The following is an 18,772-nucleotide window of genomic DNA, read 5'->3' as shown; positions in this document are numbered from 1 at the left end:
CACGATTCAAGGTGTCCTTCCCTCACGCGAAAAAGGGGATGGGGCTCAAGCACAGCACCCTCGGGCGGGACCCCTTGCCAGCCTGGTTCGCGTTCTCGCACCTTCCTTCGTAAGTGTTCGGCTTCAAACGTTAGCTGCCCGGTAGTAACCGACAGAGAGCCGTCGAGTTGCCCGGGCGCGTGAATTTTCGAATGATCAAACGAGTATCTACGGGAATCTGCCTCACGTGCGATCCCTAAAAGGAATGCCCCGATGCTCCCTTGGGGATCGGCGCTCTCTCGAAAACGTTCGAGTTGGGGATGCTTCGTGTACCCCTTAGTGAGGCCCGCGAGCACCTTTGCGCCAAGAGTGCCTCACGCCAGCAGGCGACGAGTGCCATCCGATCAAGGTAGGCGGGATTCAAAGACCACAGCCGCAAGTGACACCCCCTTTCGTGGCGAAGAGAAATGCAAGCCTCTAGCTATTCGAACCGTGCTGTGGCCTAATAGCCAGTTACCCGGGTAGTCTGTGACGTAACCGACGTTTTCCGGCTTCGTTCAAGCGGCGCCACGCGGGTTGAAAGGGAAGGCGATGTCAGCACAGCAACCACCCCAGCAAACGCAGGGCTACCCGCAACCGCCACTTGGGCCCGAAAAGTCGTCGGGAAGGCGAGCAGTCGTCATCTGGTCCTGTATAGCGGCAGCGGCCCTCTTCCTCATTCTTGCGGTGGTGGCAGTCGTTGCATTTCTATTGTGGAACGGCTCGAAAGAAGAGCCTCCAGCTGCACCCACGACGACTCAAACGTCGCCGTCACCGGCACCCTCTGACCCCACCTCCGAGGGCCCCACTTCCCCGCCCGACGACACTGAATCGCCGACGCCTGTCGCACCACCAACGACCAACGCGCCCTCCGCACCGACACCGAAGTCTGCTGAAGAGGCGAAGGCGGCACTGCACTCGGCACTGCCGGAGAAGATCGAAAACTGGGTCCTCAAGGATGTTGGTGGGGACAAGATCTATAAGGACGGGGATCGTCGGATCAGCTTCCTCGTGATCAGCCTTTCCGAAGACCCTTCCAACCCCTCGGAGGGCCGTGAGGGTGAACAGGTGTTTGAGCGCGGCAGCTGCGGCCTAAATGCCCTCAACCCCGAGGCGATCACCTGCCTTATTTTTCCGCGCGCAACAGGAAACACCGCGTATTACATGACATCGAAGTACTCCGATATGGAGGAAATGGTTCGCGTTTCGAAAGCTGTGATCGAGGGCAAGTAGCCCCACGAAGCGCGCGTAAAGATAAGGGGGAAACCATGGCTGGCCCGCACAACCTGCAGAATCGGACACGATCGCCGCTGGTGATTACTTTTGCGGCCTGCGGCTGCCTCATCGCCGTAGGTGTAACAGGGATCATGGTCGCGGTCGCCGCGATCATCATCAATATGCCCAAAGCCGCAAACCCGCCGTCACCAACGTCTAGTGCGTCGACGTCATCGTTTAGTCCGTCGGCGTCGGCCGATGAAACCTCACCCCCACCTGCCTCTCCTACGGCTGGCGCCCCTCACCCGACGCCAGGTCGCCCGTCAACGAACACGGGAGATAACACCGACGACACCATAAACGCCCGCCTTCCCGACACCGTCGGTGAGTGGGATCTCGCCCACATCGGCACAAGGCCCATCTACGCGCGAGGCGAAAACACCATTTCGATCCTCATCTCCGACATCGCCGACGGTAAAGCCACCGCGGAAAATCCCTCGTGGGGGCTCGAAGGTGAGAAGGTTTTCGACCGCGGTGTGTGCGCGCCGCATCCCGATGGACGCGGAGGCTTCATGTGTTGGGTATGGCCCAAGGACCTCCCCGACACCGTGTTTTCAGTGCAGTCTCGCGATGCGTCGATGGAGGAAATCATTAAGGTCGCGGAGGCCGTCCGAGGCTAAGGCAGACCTCATTTCATTTAATGGGCACATCCACAAATTGTCTACAATCCGTGTAGGCTCTCGCGTACTCAGCCTTCACACGGCCTACCACGACGAAAGGATGACCCGTGACGGCGAACGCCTCCTCCCCCGCGCCCCCCATCTCAGGAAGCCGAACCCAAAGGCGTCCTCGGGCTCATCGTTCAAGTCGGCAACAAGATTCCCGACATCACGACGCTCTTCGTCAGCGCTCTCGTGATCGTTCTCGTCGTCTCGGCGCTTTTGTCGTTCGTGAACTTCGACTACATCAATCCCGCAACTGACGAGAAGATTCAAATCGTCAACATGCTCGCACCCGACCGTCTCGTCGAGCTCATGGCCACAGCCGTCACCAACTTCGCGACGTTCCCCGCGCTCGGCATGGTGATCGTGGCGACGATAGGCATCGGTATCGCTGACGGCTCCGGGTACATCAACGCCGCGCTGCGAAAGCTCCTCTCGTTCACCCCAAAGTCGCTTCTCACACCGATGATCATCGTCGCAAGCATGCTCTCGCACCTGGGTCCCGACACCGGTTACGTCGTCATCATCCCCGTCGCGGCGTACATGTTCTATGCGGTAGGCAAGCACCCCCTCGCGGGCATCGCAGCATCATTCGCCGGTATCGCCGGCGCGTTTGCCGCAAACTACACGCCTTCGGCAATCGACCCCGTTATCCAGGGGTTCACCGAACCGGCCGCCCACATCATCGACCCGAATTACAGCGTCAATATCCTCGCTAACTATTTCTACGGTCTAGGCGCGACCTTTACCGTCATTCCTGCGCTGTGGCTCGTGACCGAGAAGTGGGTCGAACCTTGGCTTCAGAAGAACTTCCCCCTCGATGTCACATCCGATGACATCGAGAACATCGATACTCCCCTCACTTCGCGCGAGAACCGCGCCTTATACATCTCCACGGGCGTCTTCATTCTCGTGATCGCGGCTCTCGTCGTCTCGCTCATCCCCAGCGATTCCGTATGGCGCTCACCAGAATCGGGTTCGCTCACGGCGCCCGATGCCCCCATCATGCAGTCCATCGTCATGATGATCTTCGTGCTCACTGGCCTCGTGGGTCTTCTCTATGGGTTTCTTTCGGGCCGTTTTACTGGCCCCAAAGGCGTGTCAAAGGCCATGGAGGCCATGACCGAGACCCTCGTTCCGCTCATCGTGTTCTATTTCTTCGCCGCTCAGTTCATGTGGGCCTTCAATCAGAGCCAGATCGGTTCGCTCCTCGCTGTCTCAGGCGCCGAGTTTCTACAAAAACTCAATTTGCCACCGCAGCTCACGGTCCTCGGCATCATTCTCTTCGTCGCGTGCCTGAATCTCATCATCACGTCTGCATCGGCAAAGTGGGCTATTCTCGCCCCGATCTTCGTCCCGATGCTCATGGGCGTGGGAATCGCACCTGAACTCACGCAAGCCACATTTCGTGTGAGCGACTCGGCAATCAACGTCATCACCCCGATGTTCGCGTTTTACCCGCTGATCATCACGTACTGCCAGCGATACGTGAAAAAGACGGGTATTGGCACGCTCTCCTCCATAATGTTGCCCTACTCGATCGGCCTCATGGTCACGCTCACGATCACACTGTTTATTTTCTGGGGCTTCAACATCCCTCTCGGCCTTGATTCAAGCTACGTCTACCCGCGCCCGTAACGTGCGCGAAGAAAGGATGATCACCGTGGCGTCTAGCCCAATCCAAGATGCCCTCGCTGAGCGTTTCCTGCGTTACTCGGCGATTTCGAGCCAGTCCGATGCGTCTTCGACAACCGTTCCCACAAGTGAGGGGCAGTGGGAGCTTGCGCGTTTGCTCAAGAGGGAACTCGAGGAGGCAGGGGCCGAGGCGATTCACCTCAGCGACACGTGTGTGCTCACCGCCAAGGTTCCCTCGAACCTCCCCGGGAATGCCGTGGCACCTGCGATTGGTTTTTGCACCCACCTCGACACGGTCGATGTGAATCTTTCCCCGGACGTGAAAGCCCGCGTGATCGAGTACGGCGGCGGGGACGTGTGCCTCAATGAGGCGAACGACGTCTGGATGCGCGAGAGTGAGCACCCCGAGATCGCCCGTTACAAGGGAGAGAGGATCCTCGTGACGGACGGTACGAGCGTTCTCGGCGCGGACGATAAGGCGGGGGTCACGTCAGTCATGGAGGCAGCGGTGCGTCTGCTGCAGGGTCCGACGGTTCCTCACGGTGACGTGTACCTGAGCTTCGTGCCGGACGAGGAGATTGGCTTGCGGGGCGTGCGGACGATGGATCTCGCGCGCTTCCCCGTCGAGTACGCGTTCACGCTCGATTCATGCGAGCTTGGGGAGGTTGTGGAATCGACCTTCAACGCGGCAAGCGTAAGAATCGACATCGTTGGTGTTTCCGCTCACCCCATGAACTCGAAGGGGAACATGGTCAACCCCATTCTGGTCGCGCACGACATCATTGCGCAGTTCGATCGGCGGGAGACCCCGGAGTGCACGGAGGGCCGCGAGTCCTACATTTGGGTGAACGCGATCGAGGGGAATCAGACCACGGCGCACATCGGTATCGCTGTACGGGACCACGACCGTGCGGGCTACGAAGAAAAGAAGCAGCGTATCCGCGATATTGCGGCGCGCGTGTCGCAGGCACATCCTCGGGCGAAGGTCACCGTCGACATTGAGGATGTGTACGGAAACATCGAGGACGCGAAAACAGAAGCGAACTCGGTCGCAACCGACAATATCGTGAAGGCAATGGCACAGCTCGGCATTGAGCCGATCCACCTGTCGATGCGCGGCGGCACGGACGGTTCGTGGCTTTCGCGTCAGGGAATCTTCACGCCGAACTTCTTTACGGGCGCGCATAATTTCCACTCGGTGTTCGAGTTTTTGCCGCTTAACGCCTTTGAGAAGAGTTTCGAGATGGTCAATACGCTCATTCGACAGGCGGCGCAGCAGTAACGCCCGCGTTCTGAGCCGTGAAAGGGCCGGCGGCCTCCCCGGGGAGATCGCCGGCCCTCGTGTTCGCGGGAAAGACCGCTTAGCGCTTGCGTACGGAGCGAGCGACGAGCGTTCCGCCAACGCCGAGCAGCACGAGAGCTCCGAGCGCGGTCACGAGGTAGGCGCTGCCTTCAACGCCTGTACGCGGAAGCGGCACGTGGCTCTTCTTCTTTCCTTGACTTGTCAGGCGGGTGGGCTCATCAGCTTTCGCCGGTGCCTTCGCTGGCGCTTCGACCGAGTTCGACGGCCCATCGGCAGGCGCGGGGACAGGCTTCTCAGGTGCCTCACCCGCGCCCTCATCCTCGCCTGTTTCGTCATCGGCGGGATCGGCAGGGAGGTCTTCCGACGGCTGTTCGCCTTCATCGGAGGCGACATCGAAGGCGTCACCGACCTTGCCGAGGCGGAGGAAGAGCGTCTCGCCAGTTGCGTCATCGAGGCCGTCGTTATCGGTGACGGCGTACATCGAGCCGTCCTTTGCGACGGTGAAGCCTTCGAGCTTCTCCTGGGTCCAGCCATTGGTTGCACGCAGCTTCGGCAGAACATCGAGGACCTTGCCCTTATCGAGCGCGATCGGCGCGCCGTTCGCGGCTGCGACTTCGTCTTCGCTGGGAAGCGATACCTGAACGAGCTGCTTCACCTCGGCGTCGGGGCCGTTGAGCTTATCGCGTTCGATGAGCACGAGCGTGTCGTCGACGATCGTGAGTTCGGAAAGGCCCATCCAGTCGCCCTTCGTGTCGGTCGCGGTGAGTTCGACTGTGTACCAGTTCCATGCTTTGGTCGTGGTGTTGTAGCGACCGATGCGTGCGACGTTTCCCTCCTGGGCCTCGAGAGGCTTCGCACTCGCGTCTTTCCACAGCGGACGTTGGATCGCGACAAAGACTTCTTCTTCGCCCTTCTCGTTGATGCGAGCGTCGATGCCCTCGAGACCCCACTTGCCAATGTGCGCGGAAACGTCCTCGGGAAGTGCGATTTCTTCCTGGATGTTGAGGTCGGCATCGGTGCGCACGAGGCGGTTTTTGTCGCCCGTCTTGCCTTCGGACGCGAGCCAGAAACCGCCGTCGTTGCGCTGGCTGAGCCCCTCGATGTCGAGACCTTCGGCAACTGCGCCATCGCGCTTGAGGGCGCGGCGCTCGGTGATGAGAGCAGGTTCTTTCGAGGCATCGATCGTGTAGACGTAGGCTACATCCAGTGCCGCGTCGGACGCTGCGTAAAGCGTGGAGGCGTCGGACTTGCTCGCGGCGAGCGAACCGAGCGCCGTCCACGGAACCGCGTGGCCGTCTTCGGATTTCGCAGAGACAATGCTCGGCTGGGCGGTTTCGGGGGCGTCGGCACCGAGCTTGTAGAGGTTCACGGCGCTGCGTACGCGAGCGGAGGCGTCGTCGGTTTCGCTCGAGACGGCGAGAAGATTGCGGCCGGGGATCGGCAGGATCCCTTCGGGGCCGTTCGTTGTGAACAGCAACTGCTCGAACGAGGGCTTTGCCGGGTCATTCACGTTGTAGACGGCAACGAAGTTGGAACGCTCGGAAGCAACGAAGGCGTAGCGCACGCCTTCGATTTCAGCCACGGCGAGTCCTTCAATCTCGGGACCCTTTTTACCGGCACGCTTTTCGTTGTGAAGACCGTACTTGTTTGCGATTTCCTCGATCGAATTGCCGGCATCCCACACGACGGTGCCCTCGGTGTCGAAGACAGTCCAGCCTCGCGAGCCGCCCTTCCAGTCGCCCTCGTTCGCGGTGGCAACGTGCTCATCATCGACCCACGCAATCGCGTCGGGCTCGCGTGGAATGTCGCTGAGCCGCCCGTTCGGCTGGATATCGCCGTCCTTGTCCGCGTCGATGCCGTCAAGATTCACCGTTCCGGCGGTGAACACGCTCGTGATCTCGTTCGTGTTGAGATCGATAATCGCGACGCCGTTGTTTTCCTGGAGAGTGACGGCGAGCTCGTTCTTCGAGTTGATCGACACGTACTCGGGTTCGAGATCCTCGGGGGTATCGAGGCCCGCATTCTTCACGATGTCGAGAACCTCACCGTCGCTGTCTGTGAAGCGCACGGGGACGGCCGTCCAGGTCGAGGGGTCGCCCTCGAGCTTGAGTGTTTGCACGAAGCCCGTAGGCATTTGCGGCAAACCACCCTCGACATCCTTGCGCTCTTCATCGCGCTGGTTCTCCATCGCGATTGCGGCAATCGAGCCGTCCTTGTTGATAGCGATCGAGTCGGGCTGGCCTTCGAGGTCGATCGAGGCGACCTGTTCTCGCGTGCTGACCTTGAGTACGTCGACGCGTCCCTTCGGATGCTCAAAGTCGCCGCCGGTCTCATCGATCACGACGAGCACGTAATCTCCGGCGACGGCAACCGAGGTGGGCTGGTCATCGGCGTGGCCAAGCTCGGCGAGCGAAACGCTGCCAGCTCCCTTGGGGGCGTTCGGGTCGGTGATGTCGAGGAACCCGATGCGCTTACCTGCAGCGTCGGTGTAGATGAGGGTGTTGCCGTCTTCACTCAGGGTCGAAATCTCGGCGACGGTTTCATCCGCGGGATCAACCCCCTCGGGGGCATTCATATACACCGGGTAAGTCGCGGTGCGTGCGAAGGGGCTTTCGACGTTCTCGTCGCCCTCGGCGAGAGCGGGGATAGCAAGGCCGAGGCCGAGCGAGCACACGAGGGCACTTGCCGCGAAGATTGAGGAGGTACGCTTCACGTCTTTGACTTTCTAAGAGATGCGGGATCGTTCACGCGCGCCGGGGAAAATTTCACGCACCCCCATCTTTGCCCCACCCGGTAAACGCACGGTTACGCAGCGGCGAGTGTTGGTTGAATCGCTCCGCTTGCAGCAGGAAAAACGCGGCCCGACGGCACCCTAGGAACCGCCGAGCCGCGCAGCGGGTATCGCGCTAACCGAGCAGGTCTGGGTAGTCGGTCTCTACCCCTTTGACGTGGCGGTCCACGAACGCGAGGACAGTCGAGTACCACGTGAACGCGTTGTTCGGCGTCAGCACCCAGTGATTCTCATTCGGGAAGTAGAGGAACCTGTGAGGGTTCTCCTCCGGGCTCTTGCCCGAGGCCTCAAGCAGCTCGTACCAGAGACGCAGACCCTCTCCGATCGGAACGCGGTAATCCTTATCGCCGTGGATCACGAGCATGGGCGCGACAATCTCCCCCACTGAATCAGCGGGGTTGTAATCGGCCACATGAGCATCATCGAGGTGGGCTCCCCAGTGCTGGCCAGCGTCGGTCGTGTGGCGGAACTGGTCGATGTTCCACAGGGACGCATGCGTGACGATGCAGTCGAAGAAGTCTCCCGTATGGCCCGCCACCCAATTCGCCATGTAGCCGCCGTAGGATCCGCCAAGCGCAGCCTTCTTCGTCTCATCGATTTCGGGGCGTTCAAGCGCGGCTTTGGTGGCTCGCATGATGTCGTCGAACGGGCTCCCACCAAGCTGATCCCAACCGCGGTCGATCATCTGCTGGCCGTACCCGGTTGAGATGGCGGGATCGGGAAGAAGCACTGCGTAGCCACGGGCGACGGCCGTCCACGGGTTCCAGCGCCAACTCCAGCTGTTCCACGAGCCGAAGGGGCCACCGTGAATCCACAAAAGAAGCGGCGCAGGGTTTGTTTCACTCGCGTTTTTCGGCACGCACAGCCACGAGCGCACGCTCGTGCCGTCTTCTGCCTCGATGCTGAACTCGGTGAGGTCGCCCGGAACCGCCGGGGCCTCAAGCGCAGCATCGATGCGGCTCACCTCGCGTGTGTCGGGATCGAGCCGCACGGGAAGCGGAGGCTGATCGATTGCATCTTGAAGGGCGACGAGGCTCCCGTCGCGCTCGGCGAGCGCGACGGCGTCGTAGTGGAAATTTCCCTCGGTGAGAAGCTCAACCGTTCCCTTATCGACATCGAGACGGAAGATTCCGCCGCGACCCTCATGGTCGGCCGTAAAGTAGATGCTCTTGCCGCAAGGCGTGATCGCGACGCAGCCAATCCAGTCGGAGAAATTCGTCGCCGTAGCTGTGCGCTCGCCGGTTTCAAGGTTGTAGATCGAATACTCGAGCTTCAGCGGCACCGTTCGGCTCACGGCCTGCTCACGGGCGAGGAGGAGGTAATCCCCCGCGGGGCTCACCGCTTCGAGCATGTGATGGGCGCCGTCTTCTTCGGCAAGTGTCGTGACGGATCCCGACTCAACGTCGATCTTCACCACGGTACTGAAAGAGTTGATCCCGCGCACCGTGCGATTCAGCGTCGCGTAAATGAAGCGACCGTCGGAACTAATCTGGGCACCCGAGACCCGTTCATGAGGGGCAAAGTGGGTGAGCTGGCGAAGCTCGAGCTCGGCGTCGCCGTCCTCGGTATCGAGCGGCTCGGCAACGAAGATCTGGCTCACGGTAGGGCCAAGGTCGTGATCCCATGCCCGCACGGGATAGCCGGTGTGGAGGATGCCCGTAAATTTCTTGTCTTCGCGCTCTTTCGCGATGCGAGCGTCGTCTTCGGCGTCCTTCGCGTGAGGATGCACCCCGCTCACGAGCGCGATGCGACCGCTTTCGCGCGCAACGCTAAGACCACCAAAGCCCGAGTGCCGCTTCGCGACGACGCGGGCCTCTCCCCCGCCGCTCGGAAGAAGAAAGAGGCGCTGTTCGCTGTCGTCATCGCCCGTGTCGCGCTTTGCCGTGAAGAGAATGTCGCCCTCATTGGTGATGCCCGCGAGGGCCTCCCCTTCGAGGCCGCGCGTGAGACGGCGTGGCTTTCGGGTGTCACCTCCGCCGCACGGAAGCTCCCACAGAGCACTCACGTACGCGTTTTTCTTCTGATTGAGTTCGGTGCGTACCGCAATGAGGCGGTCCCCTGCGGGAGAAAGCGCCAGGCCCGAAAAGCGCGGCTCGGCGACAAACTGTGTCAGGTCATGAAAAATTGATGCTGTCTCAGTCATGGAGCAAGCCTAGCGAGGAAAACGCACAGTGTGCTGCGCGTCTCACCCAGAGGAAGTCGGCCAGTGACAAACGAAAAACCCCGGGTGCCCGTGAACTACTCCCCACTAGTTGGTAACTGATTTCTCAGTCCAACTAATGGGGAGCAGTTCACACTACCCGCCGGGTTTTCACTTGTAGGAGCGGCAGGCTCCCAGTTCCAGAACCGTCTCACCGGCTCCTCCTTTCAAATGTTTGTTCAGGTGCAAGACCGCCAGACGGCGGTCGCCCTCCAACGGTGGCGGCAGAGACCCGGTGGCGTCTCCTCGCTGGACGTTGTGGTGGCATATGCGCCTGCCATGGCAAGCGGCAGCATGTTCCCGTTGACCAACGAATACAGATCCCCACCCTAGTCCTCTGGGATGCGGTCGAGGTTCTCTAAAGTGCGGATGTCGTTGGCGGACATCCACCCGTTCTGGCGGGCGACCGCATACCCGTTCATCCGGGAGACGCAGTCGCCGAGCAGCAGGTCCTCGACGTTGAACTTCACAAATACCTGACGTTTCTCACGCGGAGTCAGAAGTGTTTTAGTGATGGCTTGTTCCCAGCGGATCACCCATGGGTCGAGCGTGTATTTCACGAACTCCAACGACTGCTGCTCAATATTGGAAAACGAGCTCTTGTCGAGGTCTCCGATCATATGCGGCGGGACACGGAAGATGCGGGCGATCTCGTTGATCTGAAACTTCCGGGGATCCAAAACCTGCGCCTGCTCAGGTGAAACGGAGATCGGCGTGTATTTCATGCCCTCCTCAAGCACAGCCACCTTGTTCGAGTTCCGTGCACCACCAAAGGTGGCTTGCCAGGATTGGCGGACGCGGGAGGGGTCTTTGATCGTGCCCGGATGCTCCAACACCCCACCAGGCGCGGCACCGTTGGCAAAGAAACTCGCGCCGTAGTCTTCGGTGGCCATCGCCATGCCGATCGCGTTTTTTGCCGTCGCAATCGGACAAAAGCCCACCAGCCCATCGAAACCGAGACCTGGAATATACAGGACGTCGGCTGGTGTAAGTCGGACGCGTTCCCACTGCCTAGCAGGTTCGTCGCTACTGGTGTGGTACTCGTAATACAGGCGGCCTGCCTCGCCTCACCCAACCGACATGCGGTTCGGCATCAACGGATACAGCCCGATCACCTCGTCGCGGCCGTTGGGTATGACTTGGGCGTAGGCGTTGCCCCACAGCAAGAGGTGAGTCATTAAAGCTTCGCGGAACACGATGCGCGTCATTTCCGGACTCAGCTCATCATGCCGCAACCGGCATAGGCCTTGATCGGTGGCCTTGATTTTCGACCCAGACGGCCCAGTGCGGTAGACATGCAACGGCAGGCCCGCGATCGCCTCCGCCAAGATGCGCACGTACGAATAGGCGGCAGTCATCTGCATCGCGCTGCGTTCGGTCACAGTCCGCCCAGCAATGGTAGGGCCGAACAAGAAGTTGTAGCTCGAGGACAGCTGGTCGTTCGAAGCCCGCCGGGGTGTGCCGCGCAACCAGCCAAACAATCCCATTCGTTTTTCGTGCGGTGGAAAACTGTATTCACTTGAAGTGAAGAAATACCGGCATGAACGAACAAAACGACAGTGCCGCCGGCGAGGCGCGATATTTCCTTATCTTGGGTTGCACGGTAGGTAAACGAGAGCAGCACAGGGATTTTCTCTACACCCAGGAGAAGGGATGGTTGTGGACACTAGGCATGAGATTTCTGATCGACTGATGTGCTACGACGAAACCGAACCTGCAGACTCTCGATACATGATGCTCAAGAGAGCATTATGGAACGGATCGAAACCATCACCAAGGAAGAAATGATCACCCGGATTTCCAAGAGAAACGGCGACTAACGAGTCACAACACTAGTATGCGCGCTCGGCATACATCTACGCCACTCTTTTGGCTGACCTTTTCCAACCTAAGCACAATCTGATCTGGTGTGTGTTTACTAAGTTTCTCCACCATTCACCCATGCTCTTCGGCTACCTGCCAGGACAGCGATGGACAACACTCAAGCGACTCAGAGCTATAGACCTGGGTCACTCCACTTGCTAGGCCTGCAAGCACAATAACCTACAGAATCTAAGCTTTTTTAAGAAACGCGATAAAGCTTTCGGCATCCACCCTGTCATCACTGATGCATATCCCAGCAACGGCGAAATGGCTAAATTCAGGAGAGTCCATAAGGCGTTGTGCTTCCATAGGAAGTAACGATATCGCGCTACACTTCTCTCCCGACCCAGCTCCACATATTGTGAAATATTGATATCCTTTTGGGCGACTTTGCGAGTCAAGACGATCGTAAACAATGAGTTCTAATAAGTCTAGTTCTGCACAGTTATCAACGCGTATCGACATTGGTCTTTCGCGCTCGTAAGGTATGATATTCCAGACCTTGGGAGCTGGAGCATTTTCCTCATCGAGCGCCTCCGGTTTATTAAGGAGCACGCTAAAGGTCGCATCCTCGAACACGCTCACCTCACGCGTTCCTTGAGAAAGGCGTAGCAGAATGGCTGACTGACTATCTTCAGAAGTGCGATTGCTATTCTGCGAGCAACCGGAAAAGCCCAGGGTAGCGCTAAAAATCACCAGGCTAACTAGCGACAATTTGAATCGTTTGAGCATGAAGCAAACAATCATCTTCCCACTGTGACCAGATCCCAGAAAATGGTAGTGCCAATTCAGGTAAGTAGCATTGCGACCTCGGCAATGCTACTGACCCAGATAGCCCGTCCAGATGCCGCTGGCCATAGCACGCAAAACTAATCTTTGAACATTGCACCTTGGGGAGAGAATTCTCATCGGCCTTTAAGCTGAAAAACTCCTGAATATGCGCCTCACCCTTTCGGTTTTTACCTGACATTCCAACGGAATAGGGCTCGCACACCACAGCTACTTCCGTAATTTCACATTGAGCAATTCGCCTAATCGTTTCCCCAAAACACAAGAAAATTGAGCCGAATGGAACTGGATAATCACCATCGCATAAAAGATCCAGATGCAAACCTCTAGCTAGAAAATCTCCTGTAAGAAGCGAAAGGTCGCTATACACGAACCGGGTACTCCACAGACCTGCATAGGTATCTCTCTCGCCTTCAAACCCCAGGGCACGAGACAAGAGATAGAATTCATCAGCAATGTCGCGCGAAAAATCGCAACTTTCATTTGAACTAACCACATTGCCTTTGATTTGCACTTGCAGTGAGTGAAATCGCATGGCCCACCCTCATCACTCAATTCAATTTAAGCTCCGCAAGAAAGAGTGACTACATTACCATTGTGATGCCCCCAGGGTTTTTGAGTTCCAGGTGCAAACCCTTCCCCGTAGGTATACCACTTTGTACTCTTAGTTCCATTGCATCGATACCGAGCAACCGCAGCTTTCCCCCTGCCACCGCCTGGCCACACCGATACCATGCCGGACGAAGCCTTGGTGGAATATCCGAACCATCCCGTTTTCGCTTTTAGCGTTGACTTCACCCCCATTTTGCGACGCGCACCGCTAATAAGAGTCCACGACACATGTCCAGAGACCTCTGATCCTGATTTGTGAGCGTTATGTGCATCAATACGCCCAATGAACCTTACAGGGCGTGTTACAGCCATGGGCTGGATTGTGTTGTCTGCAGCGTCGTTGCCACCAACATAGCGATCAGATCCTTCAATCTGAGATGGAAACTCGTAGCTGTCACTTGAACCTAATTGGGCTATCGACTGTTTACTTTGGGGAGTTAGCTCAGAGGCGGAGGCCATAGTTGAAGTTGGCAACATCAAAGCTATTCCGATGGCAGTAACCTTAAACAATTTGGAAATCTTCATTTTATATCTCCGTCACCGTTGACATTGACTGTTGAGTGTGATGGGCATCGGGTGATGCATCCTGCCCTATTATAGGTTGGGCACACCTAACTGTCAACGGTTTTGTGTGCATTTACAGCACTAGAAGTCCCCGCTCGTCGTAGACCGACGTGCCCGCCTGGGCGCTGCCGCCTCGGATCGCGCGGTCGAGGGCCATGATGGTGGCGATGACGCCGTCGCTCTTCCCGGTGGACCTGGCGGGAGTCTTGTCAAAACTTGCCCCGCCGCTGGGTTACATGAGGTCACTGCACCGAACGATCCGCAGTCGCGCAGGGCGGCCTACCCAACGTGAGTCAGCACCGGCAAGTGCACACCGCAGCATCGGTAGCGAGACGCTCGACACTCTGGAACGGCGGTATCACGATGGCGAGGCGCTCCGCGCGATCGCGAACGATGTCGGTATGAGCCGTCGCCGGCTGGCGTCACTGCTTCGGGGGCGAGGCGTCCGTATCCGCGGAGCGTCTCCTCCTTCCGCAGAAGTTCGAGAGATGGCCCGGCTCTACCGTGTCGACGAATCACTCAAACGCATTGGTGGGGCTTGGGGTACTCAGCTGGCACGGTTCGGAACCACTTGCTCACCGCCGACGTCCTTGCCCACACCGGCATTAACGCCCCGGCGCAACTCACCGCAGAAACAAAACTGCCTCGCCATCAGGCGGGGCAGTTTCGATTATCTAATCTTACGTGGAGCTAACGGGATTCGAACCCGTGACCTTCTGCATGCCATGCAGACGCGCTACCAACTGCGCCATAGCCCCAAAATTTTTTGGGCGTCGCCGTAGCGACTCCAGTAATATTACACGCTCATTGGGCGGCGGCGAAATCCGGCGGGAGGTTCAGTGATGTGAGCCTCACCCACCCAGCGCCCTCGCGCGCTCGCCTGACTTCCACGACAGCGCGGTGGCAGTTGCCCATACTCGCAAGGCCATAAAAATCGCCTAGACCCGCGCCAATCATCGCGGACAGGCCAAGAGAAATTGCAGCGCCGTGCGCAACTACGACGACGGTGCCGACCTCGTGTCGATCACTGAACTCACGGCAAGCCGCATCGAAACGATGCGCGACATCCGCCCTGTGTTCAACTCGAGCCTTTTCGAGACCGCTCGAGACACCGGCACGCCACAGCGCAAACTCGAGAGGCCACCCCTTTTCGATCTCCTCGCGGGTCAGCCCCTCCCAGTCGCCAAATCCGCGTTCGCGCAGGCGAGCGTCGGATGAAACCTCTAGCCCGTGAGGCGCCGCGATTGCCTCCGCCGTCGCCATCGCGCGCCCGAGCGGTGAGGAGTACATGGCCGCTATGCTCTTGTCACCCGCAAGAGACCCCCCCACCGCGCGCGCCTGGGCGAGGCCCGCCTCGTTGAGGGGAATATCGGAAGCGCCTTGAATGCGGCCGGCATAGTTGTAGTCAGTTTGCCCGTGACGAACGAGGATGAGGCGAAAAGCCATTACTTCTCCTGCGCCTCCGCATCGGGACCGAGGTCAAGATCCAAGTCGATCGCCGGGGCATCGCGCCACAGGCGTTCAAGGGCGTAAAACGCGCGGTCCTCCGCGTGCTGGACGTGCACGACGATGTCGGTAAAGTCGAGGAGGATCCAGCGAGCGTCCTTCTCGCCCTCGCGCCGCTTCGGCTTGTAGCCCGCCTTGAACATTTCCTCTTCCACGCCATTGACGATCGCGTTCACCTGGCGTTCCGAGTCGCCTGAGCACACGACAAACACGTCGGTGATGACGAGCTGCTCAGACACGTCGAGTGCGATCACGTTGCCCGCAAGCTTGTCGGCCGCGGCCTGCCCGGCGATGCGGGCCATGTCAATGGATTCCTGGGTTGCGGTCACGAAGCGAGTCCTCCGGAAAGGTCATAGGGAACGGTCTCGGGAATGGGGGCGATTGCTTTCGCGATGCCGGGGCCAATCACGCCCGTCACGAGAAGCACAACGAGGGTAATCGCGATCGCTGCGACGAGCAACCACGTGATCCACATGCCGATTCCACCGGAGGTGCGACTCGGCTTGTCGAGCACCGTCCCGTCGAAGCGGGCCGCGGGCTTGGGCTCGGGTGCCTGATCGGCGGGAAGGTCACCAACCTCGAGCCACTCGGAGGCGTCGGAGAGCGGTGTCCCGTCGCTCGTCTCGTATACGAGGGCGGGTTCAGTTTCAGGATCGGCAGGCTTGGGTGCGAGAGCCTCGGAAGCGCTCGGCACCGACGTTTCAGGATCGGCGGGTACGGAGGTCCAGGCCGACGCCTGCCGAGCCTCGGCTGGTTCTTGCGCCGTGGGTTCGAGGACGGGTTCTGCGGGTGCGGTCTCGGCGCATTCGGCCCCGTCGATGGCGTCGCTCGCGTCGGGAGTGTCCGCACCCTCGGCGTCGTCGAGCTCTTGAGGATCGAAAATCGCGGTCTCGTACGCGTCAGTCGCGGGTTCGTCAGGGGTTACGGCTTCTCGGCCGAAGCGGGCACCGGGCCATGAACCCTTCTTCGCGCCGACGCTAGCCGCGGGAAGATCGTCACTCAGGGGGCCCGGGGTAGCTACCGAAACCTCCTGAGGCGCGGTCTGTTCTGCAGCCTTGCCGTCTTCGGTCTCCACGGCCGCGACTGGCTCGGAGGGTACGTGCGCTTCAGGCTTGGCCTCAACCGTGGGCTCCACGAGGATGTCGGCGCGGCGCTTTGCGCGCTTGCCGGTGTAGTGCTTCAGCTCGGGAAGCTGATCGTCTGCGACCGGAGGAATCACCGCCGTGCGGCGCGCATAAAGCGTGAGATCGCCCGTCACGCCGCGAGTTGCCGACGTGTTGTTCTCGTCTCCGCTCATTGCACGAGCGCGGCGCCCGTGCCGACGACCGGAAAGCTGCGTCTCAGTTCCCGTCATGCTCACTTCCTAGATAGAGCTTGTATTTGTTGATGTATTGCACGACGCCGTCGGGGACGAGGTACCACACCGGTACCCCCCGCTTGACGCGTGTGCGGCAGTCAGTTGACGAAATCGCCATCGCGGGAACCTCGATGAGGGTCACCCCGCTTGGCGGGAGGCCATCGGTGTTGATGTCGTGGCCGGGGCGCGTGACCCCCACGAAGTGCGCGAGGTCAAAAATCTCGCTGTAATCCTTCCACGTGAGGATGTTCGTGAGAGCGTCCGCTCCCGTGATGAAGAACAGGTCGTCGTTCGGCAATTGCGCGCGAAGGTCACGAAGAGTATCGATCGTGTAGGTCTGCCCTGGTCGATCGATATCGACACGCGAAACCGTAAAGCGCGGGTTCGCAGCCGTTGCCACGACCGTCATGAGGTAACGGTGTTCGGGGTCGGAAATCTCCTTATCCGACTTCTGCCACGGACGCCCAGTGGGGACGAAGATCACCTGGTCAAGGCCGAAAACCGACTGGACTTCGCTCGCGGCAACGAGGTGGCCGTGATGGATCGGATCAAAAGTCCCACCCATCACGCCAATCCGGCGCTTTGCGCTCATGCGGAATGCCTCAGCGGGAGGTGCCGCTGCGGTGCTCGCGCTCAACCTCGGCGACAGTCTTCGCGCTCGAGGACGGTTCCTGGTGGAGACCGCTGAAGAGCGACGTGATCACGAGCAAAAGCATGAGGATCACAAACGCCGCGACGCCGAACACGGCAGGGTGCGGCCCGTGAGAGTGTGCGGCGGCCTCTTCGGCGAGGATCAGAAAATCAGCGTGCATGCCAGACCTTTCGCAATCGTTCATCCCATCGAGGGGCTATGCCATTGTTCCACACATTGCCCCGCGCGCGAGGGTTACGCCGCGAAGCTCACCCCCTCACGTGGCCTTCGCCTCGCACAATCCACGTGGTACTCGTGAGCTCACGAAGGGCCATGGGCCCGCGCGCGTGCAACTTTTGCGTGGAGATGCCGATCTCCGCGCCGAAACCAAATTCGCCCCCGTCACTGAAGCGCGTCGACGCATTGACCATGATGACAGCGGAGTCGAGTCCCGCGATAAAGGCCCGTTCACTCTCAATGGAAGAAGTAAGGATTGATTCGGTATGCCCGCTCGTATGGGTGCGGATGTGCTCCACCGCTTCGTGCACATCGGCAACAACCTTGATAGCGAGGTCCAGCGAAAGGTACTCGGTGAAGAAATCTTCCTCTCGAGCTTCCACGACGCGCGCGGGCCCGCCGTGAAGCACCGCATAGGAGCGAGCATCCGCGTGCAGCACTACTTTTTTCGGGGCGAGCGCCTCGGCTAGACGTGGCAGGAAATCCTGGGCGATGCGTTCGTGGACGAGGAGGTTTTCGAGCGCATTGCACACCCCCACGCGCTGGGTCTTCGCATTGACCACGATGTCGATCGCGCGGTCCAGATCCGCGCTTTCATCGACAAAAATGTGCGTGTTTCCCGTTCCGGTCTCGATCGTCGGCACAAGGCTCTCCTCGACAACGCGGGAGATGAGGCCCGCCCCGCCACGAGGAATGAGGACATCGACGAGACCTCGAGCGCGCATGAGGGCACTAACGCCCTCACGCCCGAGGTCATCGAGGGAGGCCACGAGTTCCGCGGGAAACCCTTCGCCCGTGAGCGCGGTCCTGATTGACTCCACCAGGGCGCGATTAGTGGACGATGCGGCGCTTCCTCCCCGAAGGATGACGGCATTGCCCGACTTGAGTGCGAGGGCTGCCGCGTCAACGGTAACGTTCGGCCTGGCCTCATAGATCATGCCAATCACCCCGAGCGGAACGCGGACTTCGGTGAGCGAAAGCCCGTTCTCGAGCACCCCGCCACGCACAACCTCGCCGACCGGATCGGCAAGGGCTGTGGTCGCGCGCACCTGGGCGGCAATCGCCTGCACGCGAGACGGGTTCAACGCGAGGCGATCTCTCAGGCCCGGATCGATTCCGCTCTCATCCGCACGGGCAAGATCCTCGGCGTTCGCCTCGAGGATTCGCGCGCAATCCGCGTCAAGCTTCGCGGCTATCGCACGCAGAAGGGAGTCCTTTCGCGTGCGATTCTCGCGTGCAATCGTGCGTTGGGCGCGCTTGGCGCGCGCAGCAATGTCGTGAACCCTCTCGGTCACCGTCAACTGCTCATTCATGAGCACCACTTATAGC

Annotated in this window: 17 protein-coding genes, 1 tRNA gene and 1 pseudogene; 5 read left to right on the top strand and 14 right to left on the bottom strand. The window is 59.7% G+C overall.

The genetic code is table 11. The annotated features are described in order from the left end of the window. Positions 1-235: 235 nt before the first annotated feature. Complete coding sequence (locus tag HMPREF3176_RS10705) at positions 236-379, bottom strand: hypothetical protein (protein WP_371327112.1); 144 nt, start codon at positions 377-379, stop codon at positions 236-238. 191 nt (positions 380-570) lie between these two features. Between HMPREF3176_RS10705 and HMPREF3176_RS04110 the strand changes: the two genes are divergently transcribed. From HMPREF3176_RS04110 to pepT, 4 genes are all read left to right on the top strand, one after another. Continuing rightward, entirely contained in the window at positions 571-1,251 is a 681-nt protein-coding gene (locus tag HMPREF3176_RS04110) for a hypothetical protein (protein WP_141742355.1), read from the top strand. Positions 1,252-1,331: 80 nt separating this feature from the next. Then, complete coding sequence (locus HMPREF3176_RS04105) at positions 1,332-1,913, top strand: hypothetical protein (protein WP_141742354.1); 582 nt, start codon at positions 1,332-1,334, stop codon at positions 1,911-1,913. A 177-nt stretch (positions 1,914-2,090) separates the two neighbouring features. Further along, positions 2,091-3,593 (top strand): AbgT family transporter, encoded by a 1,503-nt coding sequence (locus HMPREF3176_RS04100; protein WP_070458476.1) that lies wholly within the window; start codon positions 2,091-2,093, stop codon positions 3,591-3,593. Positions 3,594-3,618: 25 nt separating this feature from the next. Beyond that, positions 3,619-4,872, top strand: a complete 1,254-nt coding sequence (pepT, locus tag HMPREF3176_RS04095) for a peptidase T (RefSeq protein ID WP_210386450.1) — start codon at positions 3,619-3,621, stop codon at positions 4,870-4,872. Positions 4,873-4,951: 79 nt separating this feature from the next. On the opposite strand, the gene HMPREF3176_RS04090 is transcribed toward pepT, so the two are convergent. The 3 genes and pseudogenes from HMPREF3176_RS04090 to HMPREF3176_RS04080 form a co-directional block, all read right to left on the bottom strand. Continuing rightward, positions 4,952-7,606, bottom strand: coding sequence for an esterase-like activity of phytase family protein (locus HMPREF3176_RS04090; RefSeq protein WP_070458474.1), 2,655 nt, complete (start codon positions 7,604-7,606; stop codon positions 4,952-4,954). Between the two features lie 193 nt (positions 7,607-7,799). After that, positions 7,800-9,827 carry a S9 family peptidase gene (locus HMPREF3176_RS04085; protein ID WP_070458472.1) on the bottom strand — a complete coding sequence of 676 codons (2,028 nt, stop codon included), beginning with the start codon at positions 9,825-9,827 and terminating at the stop codon, positions 7,800-7,802. Positions 9,828-10,063: 236 nt separating this feature from the next. Beyond that, positions 10,064-11,371, bottom strand: a pseudogene (locus HMPREF3176_RS04080) (phage portal protein). Positions 11,372-11,424: 53 nt separating this feature from the next. Here HMPREF3176_RS04080 and HMPREF3176_RS10320 point away from each other — a divergent pair. Beyond that, positions 11,425-11,577, top strand: a complete 153-nt coding sequence (locus HMPREF3176_RS10320; RefSeq protein WP_161493624.1) for a hypothetical protein — start codon at positions 11,425-11,427, stop codon at positions 11,575-11,577. Positions 11,578-11,936: 359 nt separating this feature from the next. Here HMPREF3176_RS10320 and HMPREF3176_RS10220 read toward each other — a convergent pair whose 3' ends face one another. The 10 genes from HMPREF3176_RS10220 to HMPREF3176_RS04045 all read right to left on the bottom strand — a co-directional run bounded on the left by HMPREF3176_RS10220 (position 11,937) and on the right by HMPREF3176_RS04045 (position 18,756). Next, entirely contained in the window at positions 11,937-12,479 is a 543-nt protein-coding gene (locus HMPREF3176_RS10220; protein ID WP_141742353.1) for a hypothetical protein, read from the bottom strand. Then, positions 12,448-13,071 (bottom strand): hypothetical protein, encoded by a 624-nt coding sequence (locus HMPREF3176_RS10215; protein ID WP_141742352.1) that lies wholly within the window; start codon positions 13,069-13,071, stop codon positions 12,448-12,450. The genes HMPREF3176_RS10220 and HMPREF3176_RS10215 overlap by 32 nt, the downstream gene beginning before the upstream one ends. Before the next feature lie 26 nt (positions 13,072-13,097). Next, on the bottom strand, positions 13,098-13,673 hold the full coding sequence (locus HMPREF3176_RS10210; RefSeq protein ID WP_141742351.1) for a hypothetical protein: 576 nt from the start codon (positions 13,671-13,673) through the stop codon (positions 13,098-13,100). Positions 13,674-14,397: 724 nt separating this feature from the next. Next, positions 14,398-14,470 (bottom strand) — tRNA-Ala (locus HMPREF3176_RS04075). A 46-nt stretch (positions 14,471-14,516) separates the two neighbouring features. After that, a complete protein-coding gene (locus HMPREF3176_RS04070) occupies positions 14,517-15,158 on the bottom strand; it encodes a histidine phosphatase family protein (RefSeq protein WP_070458470.1) in 642 nt (213 codons plus the stop codon). Then, positions 15,158-15,547 (bottom strand): ribosome silencing factor, encoded by a 390-nt coding sequence (rsfS, locus tag HMPREF3176_RS04065; protein WP_061211780.1) that lies wholly within the window; start codon positions 15,545-15,547, stop codon positions 15,158-15,160. Before rsfS ends, HMPREF3176_RS04070 begins: the two co-directional genes overlap by 1 nt. Continuing rightward, positions 15,544-16,572, bottom strand: a complete 1,029-nt coding sequence (locus HMPREF3176_RS04060; RefSeq protein ID WP_070458467.1) for a hypothetical protein — start codon at positions 16,570-16,572, stop codon at positions 15,544-15,546. The genes rsfS and HMPREF3176_RS04060 overlap by 4 nt, the downstream gene beginning before the upstream one ends. Beyond that, on the bottom strand, positions 16,559-17,167 hold the full coding sequence (gene nadD / locus HMPREF3176_RS04055) for a nicotinate-nucleotide adenylyltransferase (protein WP_082738721.1): 609 nt from the start codon (positions 17,165-17,167) through the stop codon (positions 16,559-16,561). The genes HMPREF3176_RS04060 and nadD overlap by 14 nt, the downstream gene beginning before the upstream one ends. A 10-nt stretch (positions 17,168-17,177) precedes the next feature. Next, positions 17,178-17,387 carry a hypothetical protein gene (locus HMPREF3176_RS04050; protein WP_061211778.1) on the bottom strand — a complete coding sequence of 70 codons (210 nt, stop codon included), beginning with the start codon at positions 17,385-17,387 and terminating at the stop codon, positions 17,178-17,180. An 88-nt stretch (positions 17,388-17,475) separates the two neighbouring features. Further along, positions 17,476-18,756: a glutamate-5-semialdehyde dehydrogenase gene (locus HMPREF3176_RS04045; RefSeq protein ID WP_061211846.1), complete on the bottom strand. Its 1,281-nt coding sequence runs from the start codon at positions 18,754-18,756 to the stop codon at positions 17,476-17,478. Positions 18,757-18,772: the final 16 nt, after the last annotated feature.

This window comes from Dermabacter sp. HMSC08H10, assembly GCF_001807585.1.
Taxonomy (GTDB): domain Bacteria; phylum Actinomycetota; class Actinomycetes; order Actinomycetales; family Dermabacteraceae; genus Dermabacter; species Dermabacter hominis.
Note: the sequence above shows the minus strand (reverse complement) of the source record. Positions and strands in the feature narration are given on the sequence as shown.